This is a genomic window from Haloferula sp. BvORR071 (assembly GCF_000739615.1).
Lineage (GTDB): Bacteria > Verrucomicrobiota > Verrucomicrobiia > Verrucomicrobiales > Akkermansiaceae > Haloferula.
Genome location: NZ_BATP01000014.1, coordinates 1 through 15,504, shown reverse-complemented (window position 1 = coordinate 15,504; position 15,504 = coordinate 1). Strand labels below are relative to the sequence as shown.

Genomic DNA, 15,504 nt, shown 5'->3' with positions numbered 1-15,504 from the left:
CGACATGAAATTGCACCTTACTCCCGGCGTCCTGGCTTTCGGCCTCGCCACCCTGATTCCGGCGGCCGCCCAGAAAGACGGCGCCGCGGAGAAGCCTGCTGAAGCCGCGGCCGAGCCGGCGGCTCCGAAGGTCGACCCTGCGAAGGTCAAGCCGGACTCCAGCTACGGCTTCGGCTTCAAGACCGGCGGCCAATTCATGAACCAGTATGGCCAATACGGCCTGACTGCCGAGGATGTGGATCCCGAGGCCTTCCTGAAGGGTTTCATCGCTGGCATCAAGGGCGAGAAGCCGGGCACGCCAGAGGCGGACCTGCAGGCAGCGCTCGGTGCCCTGGGTGACCTGATCCAGAAGCGCGAGAAGGAGATGGGCGCCAAGAATCTCGAAGCCGGCACCAAGTTCCTGGAAGAGAACAAGAAGAAGGACGGCATCGTCACGACTGCCAGCGGCCTGCAGTATCAAGTTTTGGCCAAGGGCGGCGACAAGAAGTACGCCGAGCCGAAGGAAGGCGAGCCGGAGAAGCAGTTCATGGTGAACTACAAGGGCACCGTGATCGATGGCACCGAGTTCGATGCCTCGCCTCCGGGACAGCCGGTGCCGATGACCCTGCAGGTGATCCCTGGCTGGGTGGAGGCGCTGAAGATGATGCCGATCGGCGCGAAGTGGAAGCTCTTCATCCCGAGCGCTCTGGCCTACGGCGACAGCCGCCGCAGCAATGTTATCACGCCGAACAGCGTGCTGATCTTCGAACTTGAGCTGGTGGACATCAAGGACGCTCCGGCGGATCCGCACGGCGGCCTGCCCTTCCAGATCCCGGGCGCTGACGGTGGCGAAGGCCAGTAAGCTCGCTCGATCAGAGCCCTAGCTTATTTCTCAGATGGCCTGCGGGGAACTTGATCCCTGCAGGCCTTTTTCGTGTTGTGGCGGCATGAAGCCCAGCCATTGCGGCCACTCCTGTTTCCGAATCGAACGGGCGGCTGGCACATCTTTTTTTCCGATCTCATCATCATGTCTAGGAACTGGATGTTAACAGGAAGTGGAGGATGGTGGCCGAAATTTACCCGCGCGTGAGAAAACGGCATATCCTAGATCGGAGAAAAAGAGTTGCTGTGAAGAGATGGGATGAATTAGCAAGGCTCATACCCAATGCGTAGTTATCAGTCCTCTCCGTTGTCGATTTCACCAGCCCGATTTACCCATGAACTCCATCCCGATGGCGGCTTGACGTCCAGAGGCTTGACGCGCCGTCAGTTCCTGAAGCGTACGGGGGGCGCGACGGTGGTTACGGTGGTGGCGTGGAACTCTCTTGCCGCTGCCGGAACCACTCCGCCGCCGGCTCCCAGCAGTGGGGATGTGTGGACCGTGGAATGGGTTCTGCGTTGCGTGGCAGATCCCTATAGCGGCAAACCGAATGAAGGCCCCCTGCGGGAGGATCTGGGTGGCAGCGCTGGCTATCATGGTTGGAGCAATTATGATGATACACCGTTCGACCCGGTCGGTCCTGGAAATTCGGACAACTGCAAGCTTGAAGCCAAAATCTCGGCATCCGGTCCGAAGCAATCCGATGAGGCTACGAAGTTCACGGTGACGGCTAGCATGACCGCCTCGATGACGATTCGCGGCACCCACTATATCACCGCGGGGCCGCCCGGTGCCACGGGCGATGGTGAGAAAAAACTGGAGGTGGAGCAATTGAGCACCTCCGTCACCATCGATAGGAATACTGGCGTCACCTTCACGACGCCAGCCGATGGTTCGGCAGACGATGACGACGAATGCATGGGGGATATGGGAAGAACGGTAGCCTCCCTCAAGAACTCAACCGCCTTCACTGTCGAAGCCGAGCTCACGCACGATTTCAGGTCGGCCTATCAAGGAAGTGCGGGTGTCTCCCTCAAATTCAAGGATGTTGTTGGGATTGACGCGGGTGTCCAAGTCAATGTCAACGATCTTAAGGACTTTAAGGTTACGCCATCTGAGCTGTCGTGGACCATTATCAAGGTCAAGAAGTTCAAGAAGAATGGCAACGTGATGAGGACGGAGCTTTACCCGTTGGCATCGGGCTCTTGATGTGATTCTTTTGAAGATGAATCAAATACCTCGGTTGGGACTATTGAAGCTCGCCCTGATCGGGGCGGTTGCGCTCAATATCTCTGGTTGTGAGAAGCCAAAGGACTCGCCGGGTAGCTTGCCCGGAGCGAAAGGTGGAAAGACGTCGCGGACCTCTCATGGTGAGCCCGGGGAAGAAAGCCACCTTTCCCCGCGCCCGGAGCGGCCGCGGCACCCGGAAGGCGAGGTGAAACTTGATGCGCAGGCCAAGGATAAATCTTCAATAGCTCATTTGATAGAGAACGACAAAGACGGGCTTCTGGCGAATTTGGAAAACTTGGCACCCGGAATCGATAGGGACGATTACATTGAAAACGTCCTGAAGGTTTTAGGAGACTCCCCCAATTTGGCTTCCAAGGAGGTGACTTTGGAGATTTTGAATAAAATCGACAAAAGCGCCTACCCTGAAGATAAGGTTAGTTTTTTTGGCAGGGATTTAAATCATATTGTTCAAAATATTGGGCCTGCAGAAGCCGCCAAGATTCTGCAGGGTTTCGAATATGCGCCCCTTCGCCACGGAGTTGCGAATGGTATCGGAGCAGCCCTTGCGCAGCAAAAGCCGCTCAATTGCCAATCCGTGGGAAATCTGGTGGCTGATCTCCCGCCGAAGGATCGCACCAACGTGCTGTCTGCATTCGGTAGCAAGGTTGATCCGCAAAGCGCCCCGGAGCTCACGACGCTAATCAATAATCTGAAATTCAGTGATGCGGATAAAAGCGTTGTGGTTGATGCTGTTATCAATAGCTCGAGGGAGATTCCCGCTGCTGACATCTTGGAAAACGTAGAGAAGGTTGAGCCGGCATATAGGGACAAGCTGTTTAAGGATGGGTTTAATCGCTTGTATGATCAGAACTCGAAGAGCGCGACAGAGTTCTTGAAGGCCAATAAGTCAAAATTTCCCCCGGAATTGTATAAGCTGGGAGTCAAGATATTGGTCCAGCGACTGGAAGCAGTGGGCGATCATCCAACGGCTGATTCGTGGAAGGGTGAGTTGAAATGAAGAGCTTCGATGAGCTTTGGCTTGCGGCCGCCGCTCTGTCCACCCGTGGATCCCCGCGAGGGTGAGGTTTTGCTTGGAAGGTAGCGGCGAGGGTAGTGTCGCTGCTCTTTCGGCGTGTCCTCACGCTCGCATCGATGCAACCGTCAAACCGGGTATCTGCCTCGTGCGATCAAGAGGGTAGGCGAGGGGCTTCCGGGTGAGAAACTTGATTCTCAGGGGGCCTTTCCGTGTTGTGATCGGGCACGAAGTCCACCTGCTACGGTTGGGCCTGGTTCGGATCGCACCGGCGGGCGGCGTGCATCTCCTTCTCGATCGCTGCATCATTACGAATGAACTGGGCGTCACCTGGAGGTGATGGTGAAGGCGGGGAGTGAAGTGCACGCGACCAACCTTGAACTCTGCCAAAGCCACAAAAGGCGGTCTTTGCGCTAGGTTTGGCTCATGCGGAGACTTATCTCGGGATGCCGGATGGGGTATGTTTTCGTCGTTGGAGGGGGTAAATCAGACATGATAAATCAAAATTGATGGCGAAGAGCAGATATGTGAAAAAGCGCTTGATCTCTTAGTGGCGGATCCTCATTTGAGATGTGTTACAAAAAGCTCGATGAACACCTCATTCATTCTAACGCCACTTCCCTCCCGTCTGCACCAAGCGCTCCAGTCGGACCTTGAAGGCAGCGGGGGCGCGCAGCCGAGTCCACTCACGAGAAGACGATTTTTGAAACGGACCGGCGGCGCGACGATCGCCTCGTTCGTCGTTTGGAACATGGCCACCCATCAATTGGAGGCTGGCACCGGCTCTCCCAGTGCCTCCACTTCGTCTAACAAGGAAATAACGAAATCAACGGGAACTTACAGCCCCACTCCCGACTACTCGACCCCTGGGTCGATTGTTGTGACGGGCAGTAGTACCTACAGTCAGACGAAAGCGATACGGTGGGAGTTCTCCTATAAGGTGAAATTGGGAGCCGAGTCGCAGCCCAATGCCGTTGACGAAGACTGTGCTTCCTGCTCGGTCTCCGAGGTGGTGTTGAAGTTGGTGCTTCACGAAGGGAACCTCAAACTTCCCAACGGAAAAAGCTATACCCCCCCCTCGTACGCCGGACCTTCTCTCAAGCGGGGCTACACCGTGACCAACAACGGATCCTGCCCCGGCAACCCCAAGGCACACTTGGGAACCCTCGGAGGAGAACTCGACGCGGCGGACAATAATATCACGATCAAGATTGTCGGCCCAGTCTCTCCGAGTGAGCCTAGCGCCACGAAAACCATTGCATGGGAGGTCACGCCCACGAATAATGTCAACGTCGCGACCATTAAGGGGCAGATGGAGACCGCGATCAAAGCGCTCTACCCCAATGGTCACACTGTGGTGGTCAACATGCCGAACGTTGCAATGTCGGGAGATCAACGATTCCAGACCGTGACGGCGGTGTGCACCAACCGTGAGGTAAAAGGCGGCACTGGATGCTCATTTCCTTGAGAGATAGCAATACGAACCTAGCTTAGTGGGGATGAGGCAACGCATGTCAAGATCGCCGGCGCCAAGATCGTTCTTGGGGAGGATCCTTTTGGCTATTCTCGCCTCGTCCCCGCTGGTTGGGTGTAACTCGAAGAAGGACGAGGGCCCGACGGTTCACTCAAAGCCGGAAAAGCACGCTGTTGGATCCCACGCTGGGGTGGGAGCCCCGTCTAACACGTTCGACTCGATTTTGGGCGGCAAGGATCTTTCCAAAGTGGACTGGGACAAGGTTGGAGTCCTTGCGGAGCAAAATTTGCCGGAGTTTGAGAAATTCATCGATCACGCGAGCGTCTCTTTGCAGGACACTCCGGAAACGAGAGATGATTTTTTCACCCGTTGTATCTGGTTTGTTCGGGAACGCGAAGCAAAGGAAGTCGTACAGATCATCGAGCAGCACGGCAGGGGCCAAGGGAAAAAAATGGCTTATGGCTCCCTGATCGGAGCTTACTCTGAGGATCCTGGTCGCCTGAAGGATTTCATAGAGAAAATGCCCTATGGAGAACCCCGGTCGAAGGGTTTTCAACGGTATTACATCGAAACGACCAAGGACGTCGAAAGTTTTGAATCAGGGCTTAAGTCGCTCGCGGCGGCAGTCGCTCCAGAGGATCGTTCGGGGATACGTTTGGGTCTCAAGATGTCAGGGGGGGCTCTGATTTCCGGTAACAAGGCTACCGCTGATCAGTTGAATTCCCTGGTTGAAAGAACCCTTGCGGATCAGAAAGACCAGTATGGGGACTTCAAGTATTAGTGATTATTGGATTTGAACCTTGTAAGAAAAATATTTCGCGGGGAATCAGGATCGAAGAGTTACTCGCGTTATGCGGGGGTTGCGATTCTGATCGGAGTTTTCTTGTTCTTTGCCGGAAGGGGATTTTTAGAATTGGGGCGGGCTGGAAAGGTTGGGAGTGGCGGCCAAGTCGAAAAGGGGCCGGATTCTATGCGTTCCCACGCTCCGGAAGATGGAGCCATCGATATATTTTCCTCGGAATACAAAGAGTCGATCATGGGGCTCTCGGGCAAAGAGCGGGAGATGAAAGTTAGGGCGGATGTTGCGAGATATTTGACGAACAAGAAGGCTCAAAAATGGAGCAAAGAGGATCTATTTGGAGAATGGGCCGCTCTCTTGGATTCAGTCGATCCCGATGTTGGTTCCATTCTGAAGGAAGCATTTTTGGTTGGGATTGCGGAGCGACGCCCGGAACTGTTTCTCGAGTCCGTGGGCGAAATAGCCCGCGGTGGCGGGGGGAAAGACCAATCGGTCGCGAATGCCCTATGGCTCGGCAGGTCGTCCTTATTTCGAGGCGCTCAGGGTGCCGAATTTTTGGCCGGCCATCCCTTGGTGAAGGAGCTCTATATTCGGGGCGCGAAAGAGAACGCAGCAACGACTTCTGAGTATTTTGAATTGGTGTCGGCCGTAGGTGCGACCCCAAAAAGCGCTGAGCTTGGTGTGCTATCTTCCGTGGCCGAGCGGCTGATTGCCGAGCCGGAATCTCTTGAACAGCGGAGAAAAGTGGTCGAAAGTTTATTGAAAGGTGCTTTGCTGGAGGGTTATCCTGTGGTGAGATATTCGATATCAAACACATCTCTTCGTCTTGATCCATTTAGTCCAGGAATTCCTCTTCAGGATCGACTTGAGAATGATGGGAAGATCGATGCCAACTTGCTGAATTCCTTTATATCAGGGTCTCTGGCAATTGACCCCGGACGAGGTTTGTCGATGGTTTGTGATCTTGGGAATACCGAGGCGCGTGCGAAGATACTGAGGGAGTATGTCGATAAATGGCTTGAAGACGATCCTTTGGCTGCCAGCGAATCCCTGAGGGACATTGCGGAAACCAATGATTCCAAGATGGTGGCCGAAGGTATGGTGAATTACTTGGAGCGGCGCGTCGGTAGCGAAGCGTTACTTGAGGAGTGGCGCAAGCACCTGAATCAGATAAACCAGAAAAGGTAAATTGCCCGATCTGGGAAGCTCGTTGTCCGGAGACGAGGGGTGTCGACAGGGGGATGACAAAATAGCATTGCTGATTTACCTCCGAAGGATCTTGAGAAGCGCTCCGGCGGAGAGGGATCTGCCGCCAAGCTGGTCACCCAAGATCGTTGGCTCCCTCGGGTGGATGTGGAAATGCAAGCGGTGCCTATCTTGAGCCCAAGAGACTTGATCCCCGCAGGCCTTTTTCGTGTTGTGATGGCATGAAGCTTACCTGCTACGGCCACTCCTGTTTCGGAATCGAACTGAGCGACGGGACGCATCTCCTCTTCGATCCCTTCATCACGCCGAACGAGCTGGCCAAGGGAATCGATATCGAGTCGATTCCCGCCGACTACCTGCTGGTGACCCACGGTCACTTCGACCACATGGCGGATGCGGAGGCGATCCTGAAGCGGACGGGAGCGAAGCTGATTGCGAATTTCGAGCTGGTAACTTGGTTTGGCGGGAAGGGGATCAGCAATGCACATTCGCTGAATGCTGGCGGAGCCTACGACTTTCCCTTCGGGCGGGTGAAGGCGGTGAATGCGATCCATTCCTCGGTGCTGCCCGATGGGACCTATGGCGGCGGGCCAGTGGGCTTCGTGGTGGAGGCGGGAGCGGCGTCCTTCTATGTCTCCGGCGATACGGCGCTGACGCTGGACATGAAGATGATCGGCGAGCGCTATGCGCTGGAGTTCGCGGTGCTGTGCATCGGCGACAATTTCACGATGGGCGCGGAGGATGCGGCGATTGCCGCGAACTGGGTGGGGGCGCGCACGGTGGTGGGTGTTCACTATGACACCTTCCCACCGATCAAGATCGACAAGGTGGCGGCCCATTCGGCCTTTACGGCCAAGGGGGTGGAACTGCTGCTGCCGGGAATTGGCGAGACGATCGGGATTTAAGGAGCCAAGCTGGTTCCAAAAATCGAGCGAGTCTGGAGGAGGAATCGGATTGCCCCGGCGTGGAACGGAGCCATGCTGGGGCGTTATGGATAACGACGTGTACGTGAGGGAAGCCGCCAACGGACTCGAGCGGCTGATGAGTGCGGAGATTGTCGATACTTGGGAGGATGGTTGCCTGATCCGTTCGGAGGAGGCGCTCTCCATGGAGCCCGGGACGAGCTACTACGTGGAGGAAGGTGATCATCTCGTGGCGGTGCACTTCGGTGAGTCGCGCGAGGCGCAGGGGCCCTTCGACTACGCCGCGCAGAAGGACCGCACGGACGTACGGCGACTACCGAGCTTGTCGGGAAGCCGGTGATTGAAAAGATCGTAAGCGGCGGCCAAACGGGGGCCGACCGCGCGGCGCTGGATGCCGCGATTGCCTGCGGGATCCCGCACGGCGGCTGGTGCCCGAAGGGACGCTTGGCGGAAGACGGGCCGATATCCGAGCGCTATCAGCTCACCGAGACGGACGGCGCATCTTACCTTGCGCGCACGGAACGCAATGTGAAGCGCAGCGGTGGGATCGTGATCCTGACGCTTGGTGAGATGGCGGGCGGCTCGGCGCGCACGGCGGACTTCGCGCGTAGGCACCGCAAGCCGTGGCTGCATTTGCGGCTCGATGGGATGAACGACGAAGAGGCAGTGGAGAAGCTACGGGCCTTTGTGAACGAGAATGGGATCCGCGTGCTGAATGTGGCGGGGAGCCGGGCTAGCACCGAAGCCGGCATTTATGAGCGATGCCGGGGGATTGTTAGCGGATTGCTTGAGAGTGAGTGAAGGTTTCCAGCGCGTGGAAGAATGCCGCCGATTTGTAGTCCACCTTGAGCGGAGGGGATGTTAGGGTTTCGATTGGAATCAATCCTCCTGACAACCCATGACTTGGATCATCATCGCCTACCTCCTTGTGTTGGTCTTTCTCTCCGCGAATCGGACGCGGTTTCCGGATCGGCTTTCGCTGCGCTTGGCGTGGACTTGGTTCGCGTTGATTCCGATCAGTCACTTCGTCTTCGCGATCTTTCAGGCGACGAATATCCGCGACCCGCGGGATCTCGCGCTGGCGGAGATCTGGTCGAATGGCTTCGAGTGGCTGCTGCTGGGAGTCAGCATGATCTTTCTCAAGGATGTCATCGCGCCGACCCAGGGCGGTGCTCCGCCGGTGCAAGGGTAATGGAATGCGCTTGTTAGAGCGTCTGCCTTTTCAGGGCAGGCGCTTGATGCGGATGTCCTTGAAGTAGAGGGTGCTCTTCGGGTCGTGGGCCTGGAGGGCGATGGCACCGCCGTTTTCGTTCAGGAGTCGCCCGGCGCGTTCCGGCGGGCGCTTGGCATCCTTCTCCTCGGTGTAGTCGACGACCTTCTGGTCGTTGAGGTGGACGGTGATGTGCTTGTCTTGGACGGTGATGCGGACTTGGAACCACTTGCTTTCGTCGACGGGGGATTTGTCGAGGTCGACGATGGCGTAGAGGCTGCCGGTCTTGCGCTTCTCTTTCTCGGAGCTGTTGAGCTGGATCTCGTAGCCCTTGGCAAGGTGGAGGGCCTTGTCGCGGGTGCTCATGTCAGTGTGGATGAAGATACCGGAATTGGCCTCCGGTTCGCTGCGGACCGTGGCTTCGAGGATGAAGTTCTTGAAGGAGACGAAGCCCTCCTTTTGATCGCCGACGTAGAAGAGGTGGGCGCTCTCGGCGGGCGCGTGGGCGCGGATGGTGCCATCGACGACGGTGAAGGCTTCGGGCATGGTGTTGGCTTTCCAGCCGCTGAGGTCCTTGCCGTTGAAGAGCGGCTCCCAGTCTTGGGCCATGGCGGTGGCTGCGGTCAGGGCGAAGGTGCCGAGGAGGACGAGGGTTTTGAGCATGGGAGGGACGGTGGCAGGGGTGGCGGAATTTGATAGGATGAATGATGGCAGCCAGCCGCTAAGCTTCGGCCATGAGGGCGAAGATCTCGACGACAGCGCCTTCGGGCTAAGGGCGGAGATTCGCTTGAGGGTTGTCGCGGGACGGGCAGCGGTGCCGATCATGGTCTTGCGACCGTGATGCAAGGCTGTGCATGCTGCCTGTGGAGCCTGTGCTTTCTTCATGGGTACCGCGGGACTTGGGTGCTTGTTGCCGTTGTCATTGCTTTGGCCGCTCTTCTGCAAGGACTGGACGATGGCAAACAAGTCCAAGGATGAATCCGCCGAGGAGCCGCAGCGCCCGGCGCAGCATCAATCCCGCCAGCCCGGTCGCGAAGCGATAATGGAGCCGGCGCCACGCTTTGAGAACCCGGTACTCCAAGGCAGCGGCAGGCTATCCGGGCGGGTTGCGTTGATCACGGGTGGCGATTCGGGAATCGGCCGCGCGGTGGCCCTGGCCTTTGCCCGGGAGGGCGCAGATATCGCGATCGTGTATCTGGAGGAGGACGAGGATGCGCAGGAGACTGAGCGCCTCATTCGCGAGAAGGGGCGCCGATGTTTGCTGCATCGCTGTGACATTCGTTCTGCGGACGCGTGCAAGGAAGCCGTGGAAGAGACGGTACGGAGCTTGGGCAAACTGGATATCCTGGTGAACAACGCGGCGGAGCATCCGCAGCCTTCGATCGTGGATATCCCGGAGGAGCAATTGGAGAAGACCTTCCGGACGAATGTCTTCGCAATGTTCTTCCTCACGGCGGCGGCGCTGCCGCATCTCAAGCGATCGCCCCATCCGGTGGTGATTAATACGACGTCCGTGACTGCCTATCGCGGCAGTCCCAAGCTGCTGGACTATTCCGCCACGAAGGGGGCGATCGTGAGTTTCACGCGCTCGCTCGCGAGCCAACTGGCGGAAGACAAGATTCGCGTGAATGCCGTAGCGCCCGGACCGATCTGGACGCCGTTGATTCCCGCTACATTCCCGGCCGACGAAGTGGCGACGTTTGGATCGGATAGCCCGCTCGGCCGCGCTGGCGAACCGTGGGAGTGCGCCGAGTGCTATGTCTTTCTGGCGAGCGATGCGGCGAGCTACATGACCGGCCAAGTGCTGCATCCGAATGGCGGCGAGATTGTGAATGGGTGAAACCGCGATCCTTCCAGGCCAGCCGGCTTGCGCTGATCGCAGGGGCCTGGCTTCAGACGGTTTCGAGATCGGATTCTGCGGGGCCTGCAAGCACGGTGCCATCCGCGGCAAAGCGCGAGCCGTGGCAGGGGCAGTCCCAAGTTCCTTCCGCTTGGTTCCATGCCACGATGCAGCCGAGGTGGGGGGCATACCGCATTGAGCCGATGCAAGGTCCCATCGGCATCGCGAGAGACGGCGAGGCGCTTGCACTCTTGCTCGATCACCTTGCCTTCGCCGGGAGCGATGTCTTCGGGGTTGCCCTCCTTGACCTTCAGCCGGTCTTTGATCAAGCGGACGGCCGAGTCGGTGTTTTGCTTGAGGTATTCCTTCAGTGCAGCGCCGCTTTTGCGGCCGGGATCGAAGAGTTGGGTCCAAGGGGTTCTCCGGCCCAGGAGCCAATCGCGGGCCATCATTGCGGAGACAGTGCCGAAGGTCATGCCATTCCCGGAGAAGCCGGTGGCGATGAACTGGTGATCGCTGGTGGCACCGATGTAGGGCAAGCCGTCCACCGTCTCGATCACCTGACCGGACCAGTGATGGGTCACCTGAGCAGCGGGCAACATCTCCGCGAGTTTGCGCTCCAGTTCGGTGTAAAGCTTCGGGGTGTTCACCGCTTGTCCGGTCTTGTGATCCTTCCCACCCAGGATGGCGAGGTGACTGGCGTTCTCGGGGCTGATCCGCAAGTAGAGAAAGGGTTCGGCAGTGTCCGACCAGATCATCGGTTCCGGGGCAGTGCCAGGAATGATGGCGGCCACGGCATAGGTGGAGCAGGGGATCAGCTTGCTCTGGAAGAGAGTCGCACCCAAGGTGCCCGCTTCGCCTTGGAGCGGAACATGAGTGGCAATGATCACCTTGTCGTATTCGATCCAGTGGCCGTTGGCCTTTACGCGGCGCGGTTCGTCCTCGAAGGCGGTCACCTCCGCCTCCGTGTACATTTTCACCCCGGTATCGCGGGCGGCTTGGGCCAAGGCATCGAGGTAGCTCAAGGAATGGAACTCCATCTGGTTCGCAAAGCGGATGGCCGGACGCTTGGTGACGGGGCCTTGGTCGATGACCATCACATCGAAGCCGAACTGGCGGGCCATTTCAGCCTCCTCCTGGAGGTGGGTTTCTTCCTCTGCGGCATCACAGTTCTCGGCGGCTATGAGGTAGCCGGGGACTGTCCGCAAGCCGCAGTCGATCCGCAGTTCTGCCACTGTGTCCGCGATGAAAGTCATGGCTGCTTGGCCAGCCTGCCATGCCTGTATCGCCTCCCGGCGGCTGAAGGTGGCGACGAGGTCGGAGAGCCGCGTATCGGTCATGTAGGTCAAGTGCGCGGTGGTGTGGGCTGTATCGCGCTTGGCCACGCCGTCGCGCTCTACGAGCACTACTTGCTGGCCCTCGCGCGCCAATAGCCACGCGGTGGTCAGGCCGGTGATGCCGCTACCGATCACGAGGACCTGCGTGCTTAGGTCTTGATCCAAGGGGTGGAAATAAGCCGGCTTGCGGCCTTCCTCCCAGTAGGGAGTGGTGTCCCTGATGGTGTTGCGATCATGCATTGGATTCTTGCTCCTTGTCGCCGCAATTGCGGGTCCGTTCTGCCGGTGGCACGACCTGGGACATCTTCCCGCTGAATTGGGCTTGGGCGTGCGCCGAATGGATCTTCTTCGCATCGACTGTGCCATGGTTGGCTTTTCAAGGAGGGTGAGACTTTGCCCAAGGTTTCGAGCATGCTGCCGATGCAAAACGAGTGTTCGCCACGTGTGGGGCTCTTGCGTGCGCAATATTCCGGATTCGAGGCTAAGCGATCTGCTTATGCGAGCTCACGTATTTCGCCTATCCACATGGGATTGAATGTGGGGCTGAACGGGTGCTGACTCCGTCTTTGGTGGAAGCTCTCCCCGGCGGTCCGGCCGTGGAGCGTTTCATCTGGAAAGCCCTGCCGGCCAAGACCGTGATTTCATCTCCCGTGCCCGTTTTGCCCTATGCCAGTCTGGATCATGTCCGCGAAGCGATCCGTTCGCGGCATCTGATCCGTTTCAGCTACCGCAAGGCCTTGTACTGTGCGGAACCCCACTTGCTGGGCAATGCCAAGAAGACCCATGCGTTTATTGTGTGTGCCTGGTACATGGAGCCGGGCGAGGGCTGGGAGTTCTTCCGCTACGCGGAGATGCGCGACGTCGAGATCCTGAAGGATTGCTTTGCATGCATTCGGGATGGGTTCAATCCGTATGACCGGAGGATCTCCGGGATCGATACTTGTGTGAGGTCTCTCTCCTGAATCACCGCTTTCCTCCCCAAAGGGTGCCCCGGAAAGGTCCAAGGACTTGGCCGGGCCGACCCCAAGGGACGGAACCCATTCGTTCACGCGCTGTTTCCGTTGTTACTCTTGATCGCTTCCGCTGTTTTTCCCCTTGAGGTTTTGGGGTCCCTGACCAGATGAGCAGGATCTATCTGGTAGATGACCACCCGGTGGTGTGCGGCGGGATACGTCGCATGATCGAGGGCGAACCCGATCTGGAATATTGCGGGGAGGCGGCTTGCGCGGCAGCGGCTCTATCCGGCATTCCGAGGGCGGATCCCGACCTCGTGGTCATGGACATCAGCCTGCCGGACAAGAGCGGCCTCGAGCTCATCAAGGACCTGCTCGCGCTCTGCCCGGGGATCCGCATCCTGGTCTTCTCCATGCATGATGAGATGCTCTATGCCGAGCGCGTGATCCGTGCGGGCGGGCGCGGCTATGTGGCGAAGATCAGCGACAGCGGAAACTTGATCGGCGCGATCCGCGAGGTGTTGTGGGGCAGCCTGAGCCTGAGCGAGCGGGTGGCGGGGCACATTCTGAACCGGATGTCCGTAGGTCAGAAGCGGGAGACCACTTTTGGTCCGGCTGTGCTCACCGATCGCGAACTGGAGATCTTCCATTTCCTCGGGCAGGGGCTCAGCTCCCAACAGATAGCAGAGCGGCTGCACATCAGCTCCCGCACCGTGGATGCTCACCGCAACAATATCCGCCTGAAGTTGTCCCTGCCGGATGCGCCCGCGGTGATGCGGGAAGCCGTGATATGGGTGGAGCTCGGCGGCGGAAGAGGCAATCGATGAAATTTGATCTCTAAGGGCGGATCGTCGCCGTAGCCACTTTCTAGGCGAGGGAGTCGCGCTTTTTCTCACCAAGTTCGACCCAAATGATTGCCTCGCGGAGGACCGCCGCTGCGTCGGGGAGCGATAGCTTCAGGCGGATATTGTTGCGGTGAGCATCCACGGTGCGTGGGCTAATGTGCAACTTCTCGCCGATCTGGGAGCTGGTCCAGCCATGTCCCAGCATCTCGAAGATTTCCAGCTCGCGGTCGCTCAGCACCGCCGGACCGATCATGGCAGCGGTCTTGGCGGTGGAGCCCAAGCGGCTGAGGATATGGCGCGCTACCCGCGGGCTCAGGGAAAGTTCGCCGGTGAGGACATCGCGGACGGCCTTGATAAATTGGTCGCTGTCCGAGCCTTTCATCAAGTAGCCCCGACCGCCGGCGCGTATCACGCGCTCTGCATAGAGCATCTCATCATGCATGGAGAAGACGAGGATCTTCAGGGAGGGGTATAAGGCCAGGAGGTCTTTGATCAGATCCAGTCCGCTCTTGTCCGGCAGGGTAATGTCGGTGATGACCAAGTCCGGCTGGAGAGAGTCCACCGCGGAGAAGGCCTCGGCAGCGGACGACGCCTCATCGGCCACTTGTAGGTCCGGCTCGGCGGCGAGCACATGGCGCAGTCCGGCGCGCACCATGGGGTGATCGTCGACAAGAAGAAGATGGCTCATTTCGGCACTTCAATATTCAGGAAGCTTGCGGCTCTTGCAAGCCGTGTGCGGTAGGCGTTTCTTCGACAGCTTGCGGGTCGGCGCCCTTACTCGCTGCCACCTTCGTCGCCCTCCTCATTGAGCATCGCGGCGGTATCCGGCCGGTCTGAGTGATACTCTTCATCGCTGAAGTCCGCTCCGGTGGAATCTGAATCGTCGATGCGGGCGGAGGCCTCGTAGTCGTCCGCCACTGCTTCGCGTTCCGCGGCACTGGCGACCTCCGCTCCTTGTTCCTCGGAGGCGACGCTTGCTTCCTCGGCACGGGTGGCGGCTTTCAATGGATCACGGGGGGAAAGGTTTGAGGTTTGTGGAGTCATGAAGAAGCTTTCGCAATCGGCGTGCCGTCTGCCCTTGGCACGGTGCAGGCGTATGGGAGAGGCAATCGACTTGGCCCGGCGCTCGATTTGCAACGGGCGGTAGCGCGCCTTGCATGGGCTGATACTGCAGCAGTTGTTCGCTGGCTTGCATTGCAGGGGAAATGCACGGCTGGCGGCCGCTGGCATGAGTAATGCGAAAGGAGTCTCTCTTCTTAACCACTACAAGCTACCGTCATGTCGAAACTGAACAATCTTCAAACCCTGCTCGAGCAGGAGATCAAAGACCTCTACAGCGCCGAAACCCAGCTAGTGAAAGCCCTGCCGAAGATGGCCAAAGGCGCCAGCAGTGAAGCGCTGAAGGAAGCGATCACCAGCCACCTGGAGGAGACCAAAGGTCACGTCGAGCGTCTCGCGAAAGCCGCAGAGGTGCTGGGCATCACGCCGCGCGGGAAGACCTGCAAGGCCATGAAAGGCCTGATCGAAGAAGGTGCGGAGGCTCTCGAGGAAGAGGGTGATCCCAACCTGCTGGACCTGGCGATCATCGGTGCTGCACAGCGCGTCGAGCACTACGAGATTGCCGGCTATGGCTGTGCCCGGGCTCTGGCGGAGGCGCTGGGCCAGGATGAAATCGTGGACCTGCTGCAAGCGACGATTGATGAGGAAGGGGCCGCGGACAAGACCCTCACTGGAGTTGCGGAACAACTGATGCCGATGGCGCTTGAAGTCGGCGCGCAGGCTTGAGCGACCTTTC

General features: G+C 58.5%; 18 protein-coding genes. 14 read left to right on the top strand and 4 right to left on the bottom strand.

Annotated elements, in window-relative coordinates; translation table 11 throughout:
- Positions 1-4 precede the first annotated feature (4 nt).
- The 10 genes from BV071_RS07365 to BV071_RS07320 all read left to right on the top strand — a co-directional run bounded on the left by BV071_RS07365 (position 5) and on the right by BV071_RS07320 (position 8,716).
- Positions 5-841, top strand: a complete 837-nt coding sequence (locus BV071_RS07365) for an FKBP-type peptidyl-prolyl cis-trans isomerase N-terminal domain-containing protein (RefSeq protein ID WP_052573020.1) — start codon at positions 5-7, stop codon at positions 839-841.
- 393 nt (positions 842-1,234) lie between these two features.
- The gene (locus tag BV071_RS07360; protein WP_035604309.1) at positions 1,235-2,068 is read left to right on the top strand and encodes a hypothetical protein; all 834 of its coding nucleotides are present in this window, start codon (positions 1,235-1,237) and stop codon (positions 2,066-2,068) included.
- Between the two features lie 16 nt (positions 2,069-2,084).
- The gene (locus tag BV071_RS07355) at positions 2,085-3,107 is read left to right on the top strand and encodes a hypothetical protein (RefSeq protein ID WP_265594179.1); all 1,023 of its coding nucleotides are present in this window, start codon (positions 2,085-2,087) and stop codon (positions 3,105-3,107) included.
- A 604-nt stretch (positions 3,108-3,711) separates the two neighbouring features.
- The gene (locus BV071_RS07350; RefSeq protein ID WP_035604303.1) at positions 3,712-4,590 is read left to right on the top strand and encodes a hypothetical protein; all 879 of its coding nucleotides are present in this window, start codon (positions 3,712-3,714) and stop codon (positions 4,588-4,590) included.
- An 88-nt stretch (positions 4,591-4,678) separates the two neighbouring features.
- Entirely contained in the window at positions 4,679-5,377 is a 699-nt protein-coding gene (locus tag BV071_RS07345) for a hypothetical protein (RefSeq protein WP_265594178.1), read from the top strand.
- Between the two features lie 6 nt (positions 5,378-5,383).
- Positions 5,384-6,583 carry a hypothetical protein gene (locus BV071_RS07340; protein ID WP_265594177.1) on the top strand — a complete coding sequence of 400 codons (1,200 nt, stop codon included), beginning with the start codon at positions 5,384-5,386 and terminating at the stop codon, positions 6,581-6,583.
- A 239-nt stretch (positions 6,584-6,822) separates the two neighbouring features.
- Positions 6,823-7,506: a metal-dependent hydrolase gene (locus tag BV071_RS07335; RefSeq protein WP_035604296.1), complete on the top strand. Its 684-nt coding sequence runs from the start codon at positions 6,823-6,825 to the stop codon at positions 7,504-7,506.
- 85 nt (positions 7,507-7,591) lie between these two features.
- Entirely contained in the window at positions 7,592-7,864 is a 273-nt protein-coding gene (locus tag BV071_RS07330; RefSeq protein ID WP_035604294.1) for a hypothetical protein, read from the top strand.
- Complete coding sequence (locus BV071_RS07325) at positions 7,861-8,325, top strand: putative molybdenum carrier protein (protein ID WP_035604291.1); 465 nt, start codon at positions 7,861-7,863, stop codon at positions 8,323-8,325. The genes BV071_RS07330 and BV071_RS07325 overlap by 4 nt, the downstream gene beginning before the upstream one ends.
- A gap of 97 nt (positions 8,326-8,422) precedes the next feature.
- Positions 8,423-8,716 (top strand): hypothetical protein, encoded by a 294-nt coding sequence (locus BV071_RS07320; protein ID WP_035604289.1) that lies wholly within the window; start codon positions 8,423-8,425, stop codon positions 8,714-8,716.
- Between the two features lie 30 nt (positions 8,717-8,746).
- Here the strand turns inward: BV071_RS07320 and BV071_RS07315 are convergent, their stop codons facing one another.
- Positions 8,747-9,700 (bottom strand): DUF1080 domain-containing protein, encoded by a 954-nt coding sequence (locus BV071_RS07315; RefSeq protein WP_265594176.1) that lies wholly within the window; start codon positions 9,698-9,700, stop codon positions 8,747-8,749.
- On the opposite strand from BV071_RS07315, the gene BV071_RS07305 reads away from it, so the two are divergent.
- The gene (locus BV071_RS07305; RefSeq protein ID WP_035604386.1) at positions 9,690-10,574 is read left to right on the top strand and encodes an SDR family oxidoreductase; all 885 of its coding nucleotides are present in this window, start codon (positions 9,690-9,692) and stop codon (positions 10,572-10,574) included. The two genes, BV071_RS07315 and BV071_RS07305, sit on opposite strands and share 11 nt — an antisense overlap.
- On the opposite strand, the gene BV071_RS07300 is transcribed toward BV071_RS07305, so the two are convergent.
- Positions 10,520-12,151 (bottom strand): FAD-dependent oxidoreductase, encoded by a 1,632-nt coding sequence (locus BV071_RS07300; RefSeq protein WP_035604281.1) that lies wholly within the window; start codon positions 12,149-12,151, stop codon positions 10,520-10,522. The genes BV071_RS07305 and BV071_RS07300 overlap by 55 nt on opposite strands.
- Before the next feature lie 311 nt (positions 12,152-12,462).
- On the opposite strand from BV071_RS07300, the gene BV071_RS07295 reads away from it, so the two are divergent.
- On the top strand, positions 12,463-12,873 hold the full coding sequence (locus BV071_RS07295; protein ID WP_265594175.1) for a hypothetical protein: 411 nt from the start codon (positions 12,463-12,465) through the stop codon (positions 12,871-12,873).
- 158 nt (positions 12,874-13,031) lie between these two features.
- Complete coding sequence (locus tag BV071_RS07290; protein WP_035604275.1) at positions 13,032-13,691, top strand: response regulator transcription factor; 660 nt, start codon at positions 13,032-13,034, stop codon at positions 13,689-13,691.
- A gap of 40 nt (positions 13,692-13,731) precedes the next feature.
- Here BV071_RS07290 and BV071_RS07285 read toward each other — a convergent pair whose 3' ends face one another.
- Both BV071_RS07285 and BV071_RS07280 read right to left on the bottom strand, forming a co-directional pair.
- On the bottom strand, positions 13,732-14,397 hold the full coding sequence (locus tag BV071_RS07285; RefSeq protein ID WP_035604273.1) for a response regulator transcription factor: 666 nt from the start codon (positions 14,395-14,397) through the stop codon (positions 13,732-13,734).
- An 86-nt stretch (positions 14,398-14,483) separates the two neighbouring features.
- Positions 14,484-14,753 carry a hypothetical protein gene (locus tag BV071_RS07280; protein ID WP_265594174.1) on the bottom strand — a complete coding sequence of 90 codons (270 nt, stop codon included), beginning with the start codon at positions 14,751-14,753 and terminating at the stop codon, positions 14,484-14,486.
- Between the two features lie 234 nt (positions 14,754-14,987).
- Between BV071_RS07280 and BV071_RS07275 the strand changes: the two genes are divergently transcribed.
- Positions 14,988-15,494: a ferritin-like domain-containing protein gene (locus BV071_RS07275; RefSeq protein ID WP_035604268.1), complete on the top strand. Its 507-nt coding sequence runs from the start codon at positions 14,988-14,990 to the stop codon at positions 15,492-15,494.
- Positions 15,495-15,504: the final 10 nt, after the last annotated feature.